The organism is Streptomyces sp. NPDC088745, from assembly GCF_044751045.1.
GTDB lineage: Bacteria > Actinomycetota > Actinomycetes > Streptomycetales > Streptomycetaceae > Streptomyces > Streptomyces cremeus.
In genome coordinates this window covers 1-1627 of sequence record NZ_JBIVLB010000033.1, presented here as the reverse complement: position 1 = coordinate 1627, position 1627 = coordinate 1, and the positions used below count along the sequence as shown (strand labels likewise).

The window sequence follows — 1627 nt, the reverse complement described above, 5'->3', positions numbered from 1 at the left end:
GATCACCGGTGATGGCCCCCCTTCTCCCGAAGTTACGGGGGCATTTTGCCGAGTTCCTTAACCATAGTTCACCCGAACGCCTCGGTATTCTCTACCTGACCACCTGAGTCGGTTTAGGGTACGGGCCGCCATGAAACTCGCTAGAGGCTTTTCTCGACAGCATAGGATCATCCACTTCACCACAATCGGCTCGGCATCAGGTCTCAGCCTTAATGTGTGACGGATTTGCCTACCACACGGCCTACACCCTTACCCCGGGACTACCACCGCCCGGGCTGGACTACCTTCCTGCGTCACCCCATCGCTTACCTAGTACAGATCTGGGTCGCCGGCTCCACCACTTTCCATTCCCCGAAGGGTCCGGAACGGCTTCACGGGCATAGCATCGTCTGATTCAGTATTGGGCGTTTCAAAGCGGGTACCGGAATATCAACCGGTTGTCCATCGACTACGCCTGTCGGCCTCGCCTTAGGTCCCGACTTACCCTGGGCAGATCAGCTTGACCCAGGAACCCTTAGTCAATCGGCGCACACGTTTCTCACGTGTGTATCGCTACTCATGCCTGCATTCTCACTCGTGAACCGTCCACAACTCGCTTCCGCGGCTGCTTCACCCGGCACACGACGCTCCCCTACCCATCCCAGCCCCCGTTGGGGGTATGTGCTGGAATGACACGACTTCGGCGGTACGCTTGAGCCCCGCTACATTGTCGGCGCGGAATCACTTGACCAGTGAGCTATTACGCACTCTTTCAAGGGTGGCTGCTTCTAAGCCAACCTCCTGGTTGTCTCTGCGACTCCACATCCTTTCCCACTTAGCGTACGCTTAGGGGCCTTAGTCGATGCTCTGGGCTGTTTCCCTCTCGACCATGGAGCTTATCCCCCACAGTCTCACTGCCGCGCTCTCACTTACCGGCATTCGGAGTTTGGCTAAGGTCAGTAACCCGGTAGGGCCCATCGCCTATCCAGTGCTCTACCTCCGGCAAGAAACACACGACGCTGCACCTAAATGCATTTCGGGGAGAACCAGCTATCACGGAGTTTGATTGGCCTTTCACCCCTAACCACAGGTCATCCCCCAGGTTTTCAACCCTGGTGGGTTCGGTCCTCCACGAAGTCTTACCTCCGCTTCAACCTGCCCATGGCTAGATCACTCCGCTTCGGGTCTAGAGCGTGCAACTCAACCGCCCTGTTCGGACTCGCTTTCGCTACGGCTTCCCCACACGGGTTAACCTCGCTACACACCGCTAACTCGCAGGCTCATTCTTCAAAAGGCACGCAGTCACGACTGCATGTGCAAGCACATACAGCGACGCTCCCACGGCTTGTAGGCACACGGTTTCAGGTACTATTTCACTCCGCTCCCGCGGTACTTTTCACCATTCCCTCACGGTACTATCCGCTATCGGTCACCAGGGAATATTTAGGCTTAACGGGTGGTCCCGCCAGATTCACACGGGATTTCTCGGGCCCCGTGCTACTTGGGTGTCTCTCAAACGAGCCGTTGATGTTTCAGCTACGGGGGTCTTACCCTCTACGCCGGACCTTTCGCATGTCCTTCGCCTACACCAACGGTTTCTGACTCGTCTCACGTCCGGCAGAACGTGACAAAGAGATCCCACAACCCC

Annotated in this window: 1 rRNA gene (cut by a window edge); it reads right to left on the bottom strand. The window is 57.0% G+C overall.

From position 1 onward, the window contains the following. Positions 1 to 1627 (bottom strand): 23S ribosomal RNA (locus ACIP93_RS37675); its annotated part reaches 1273 nt to the left of the window's first position; the annotation flags it as partial.